Origin of the sequence: Pseudomonas fontis (assembly GCF_028656955.1) — a bacterium.
GTDB lineage: Bacteria > Pseudomonadota > Gammaproteobacteria > Pseudomonadales > Pseudomonadaceae > Aquipseudomonas > Aquipseudomonas fontis.
On record NZ_JAMDGY010000132.1, the window covers coordinates 1 to 3,438 of the forward strand.

General features: G+C 48.3%; 3 protein-coding genes. All 3 read left to right on the forward strand.

The genetic code is table 11. The features are described 5' to 3' along the window. The first annotated feature begins 320 nt into the window (after positions 1–320). The 3 genes from M5G11_RS26825 (at position 321) to M5G11_RS26835 (ending at position 3,354) form a co-directional block, all read left to right on the forward strand. Positions 321–1,568, forward strand: coding sequence for a hypothetical protein (locus M5G11_RS26825; protein WP_273914057.1), 1,248 nt, complete (start codon positions 321–323; stop codon positions 1,566–1,568). 105 nt (positions 1,569–1,673) lie between these two features. After that, positions 1,674–2,498, forward strand: a complete 825-nt coding sequence (locus M5G11_RS26830; protein WP_273914056.1) for a hypothetical protein — start codon at positions 1,674–1,676, stop codon at positions 2,496–2,498. Between the two features lie 223 nt (positions 2,499–2,721). Beyond that, positions 2,722–3,354, forward strand: a complete 633-nt coding sequence (locus M5G11_RS26835; protein WP_273914055.1) for a hypothetical protein — start codon at positions 2,722–2,724, stop codon at positions 3,352–3,354. Positions 3,355–3,438: the final 84 nt, after the last annotated feature.

Here is a 3,438-nt window from a genome sequence, read left to right on the forward strand (position 1 = left end):
TTTTTACACACTCTGGGCCATAAGCAGCCACTAGAAAAAGCCGCCAAACGGGACTCACGGCGGATCTGGAATTACGAACCTACCATCAGTTATCGAGATCCGAAGTGATCTCACCGAGTATTCGCGAGAGGCGACAAACCCTCAGGGACAAGCTCGAGCTTAGGCTGAAGTACTTTCGTTGTGCTTGTCCACAGCGAAGTGCATCATGGTCTTTTAGTAACAATTATACCCAGTCGCCCCACTCGATCAGCATCGTTGGTTCGGAAACGGCGACCGTCAGGGAGCTTTGGACTGCCACAACCTCAGAATAAGGACGTACTATGTTCGGAAACATCGACAAGAGCAAAGGTTACCTGTTCAGCAGTTTCTCTCTTCAAGACATCCTTACGGAGCAAACCCAAAAACTCCGCAAGGAGGTGGAAGCGTTCGATGCAAATAGGTTACTGAATACAGCTCCCGAAGACCTGAAACAGTACCTTGTTGAAAAGTACTACGTAGAACCCCTAATTCTCCGTCGTGACGACTGGTACGCAGATACAGCGGAAGTCCAAGTTGACGTCAGGTATGACAGCGGACGGTTTATCAGAGACACGGGGAGACCTGTCTACGTTCCCGGAGAGCGCGTAGATGTCCACGTCCCCTTTGAAGGTGATTCAGAGCTTTTCTATGCCCATGCAAATCAGTTCAGTTCAAGCCCTCCCCGCGCGATGGTGAGTAAAACGGACTTGCTCTTTCGATATGACTCCCCGTCCGATGCCCCCCATTCTGACGTGCGAAGTAGTGTTGAGCGCGTCCTCAATGAAATTGAGCAGTATCTGGGGGTGCAGCGAACGATGATTCAGATCTACAACCAAGAGCTGGTCAACCTTTCCGAGCAGTGTATTGAGCAGCGACGAGCGCGCCTCCTTGCTCAGTCGGATCGAGTGTTAGCGTTGGGTATTCCCGTAAAGCGACGAGAGGACGCACCGAAGACCTACGTCGTTCCTACTGTCAAGAAGAAAGCGGCCCCCAAGCTGCCCCCGGCGAGCACTGCGCCATTCAAACCGGAGCCCACTTGGGCTATGGATCAGTACGAGCAAGCGCTACGTATTATGCAAGATATGGCCTTAGTGATGGAGCGTAGTCCTGGAGCATTTAAGTCTATGAACGAGGAGGCGCTGCGGCAACACTTCCTCGTTCAGCTCAATGGCCAGTTCGAAGGTAAAGCCACTGGTGAGACCTTTAACATGTCGGGCAAAACGGACATTTTATTGCGAGAGGCAGATCGTAATGTCTTCATTGCCGAGTGCAAGTTTTGGAAAGGGCCTAAAGCCTTTAATGAAGCGATAGACCAACTCCTCGGCTACGCCACTTGGCGAGACGGGAAAACCGCAATCTTGGTCTTCAATCGCGGCACCGATACCACGACAGTCATGAATGGCATAGATGCCCAGGTAAAGGGACACCACAATTTTAAGCGTGTTGAGAACTGGCCTCATGAAAGCGGCTTTCGTTATATGCTACGCGCGAACGATGATGTCGGCCGCGAGCTGATCCTGACAGTACTGGTTTTCCACGTTCCAGACTAATCCAAAATCGAGCGAGCGGTCCGCGTTCCACAGCAGGAAAAGGAACCGATAGCAAAGACGCGATTACAGTAGTGATAACTTTCCAAATTTATGGAAGTGATTAAGATGAAAAATACCGATACAGATCAAGCTCTCAAACAATTTAAAATTGCCGTCACTGCTGTTCAGAAGAGCCTGATGCGGCATTCAGTGACGTTGCTGATCTGGGACCTAAATGCCGATCGGCCGAAGGACTTAGGAAGCGCAACATGCATCGAAATAAAAGGTGTTCGATACCTCTTAACTGCAGCCCACGTGGTGACAGATAGTCAGGGACAGCCCCTAGATTTGCGCGCGATCGCAGTATTGTTCAGCGAGGATGGCAACACGGAGAACATCTTCATCCAAAGGATTCTAGCGATCGGTGGAGGGGAGCGTGACTCTCTCGACATTGCATTGCTCGAACTGACTGCGGAGGGGGGAGAGCAAATCGCGAAAAGCAAAGAGTTTCTTGTGGAAACGCGCTTTCTCTATGGGGTTTCGGTAGATGAATCACGGTTTTTTGCTGTCTGTGGCGCACCGAGAGCCTGGTTGCATACATCAATGGTTGAAAGAACAGTCGGTGCAGGAACTATGTGTTACATCACAAATTCTTGCGATCCATTTCCCTCTCATCTGAATCCGGCGCACGACATTGCGCTCGAGTACAATATGACGTCTAACATCTCGCCATCCCAAGAAGGAACCGTTGAAGCGCCAGAGCCACCGGGACTCAGCGGCGGTGGCATTTGGCTGGTTACTCAATCACGAGAGGGATCGTTCTGGGATCCAAGTGAATCTCAATTGGTCGGAGTTCAAAACCGATGGGGGCAGAGCGCCGGATATGTTCGAGGAACACAACTGCAGTTCGCTGTCTCTCTTTTGAATGGCGTCGGTCCATGTGCCATCTAGATTTAGTTGGATATAGAAGCTTTGCGGCACAGGCAATGAGTGAATCGCCCCTAAACTCCTAGACTCCATTCGAAAGTCAACTTTTGGCCAAAATATCTAATCTCTTTCCCAAAAGGTAGGCGACAGGTTCTTGCTATTTATCACTGTGCGTTATTTGCAACATCCAATCGATAATAGATAGCTTTCTAGGAGCGAGTCATTAATTTTAAGGAAGCTTTTGCTAATGGGTTTTGAGTATGATGAATTCGATGCGGATGAAGAACTTGCAGAGATCAATGATTACTACGACGAGTATCCGCGCTCAAAGTTTGCTTGGCTGTATATTGCGGTCGACATCCGAGACATGGGGATTTCAAAGATAGGGCTAACAACAAAAAAAACGCCAAAGCAAAGACTGGCTGAGGGTAAGACCTACAATCCATTTGTTGTGCTTTTTGCCACCTATGAACTCTCTAAAATCACGAATGGAATTTCGAGATTTGAGCTGGGAGAAATTGAAGGCTATATTCATCGAAGGTCATTCGCAGATCCCGTCTTGCATCTTTACACTGGCCGGAACTCTGAGTGGTTTTATATGCATCCAGATTCTGCGGAAAGTGAAGTTGACCGAATGCTGGCAAAGCGCGGATTCACCGTTGGAGGAAAAAGATTGTATTCTTTTTACGAAGGCGATCATAATCACAATGATATTTATGTCTCGCGAATGAAGCAAATAAAGAAGATATATCGCCCCTTTCCTGAAGACTTTAATGACATGGTAGAGGGCCTAGGACTTCCAAGTAAATACTATCGGGAGTATTTAGACTATCTTGTAGACTATCATTCAAGAAACTCTAAGGATAAAGCCTATCTCTAAAACTTGGTGTTCTTCAGCTTTGATAGGAGCCGAGAGTCTGCTCTTTGCGTTTAATGACCGCTTCTGGCCCAGAGTGTGTAAAAA

Coding starts and splice junctions, on each gene's coding strand:
- M5G11_RS26825 (WP_273914057.1), top strand. CDS start 321: ATGTTCGGAAACATCGACAAGAGCAAAGGTTACCTGTTCAGCAGTTTC.
- M5G11_RS26830 (WP_273914056.1), top strand. CDS start 1,674: ATGAAAAATACCGATACAGATCAAGCTCTCAAACAATTTAAAATTGCC.
- M5G11_RS26835 (WP_273914055.1), top strand. CDS start 2,722: ATGGGTTTTGAGTATGATGAATTCGATGCGGATGAAGAACTTGCAGAG.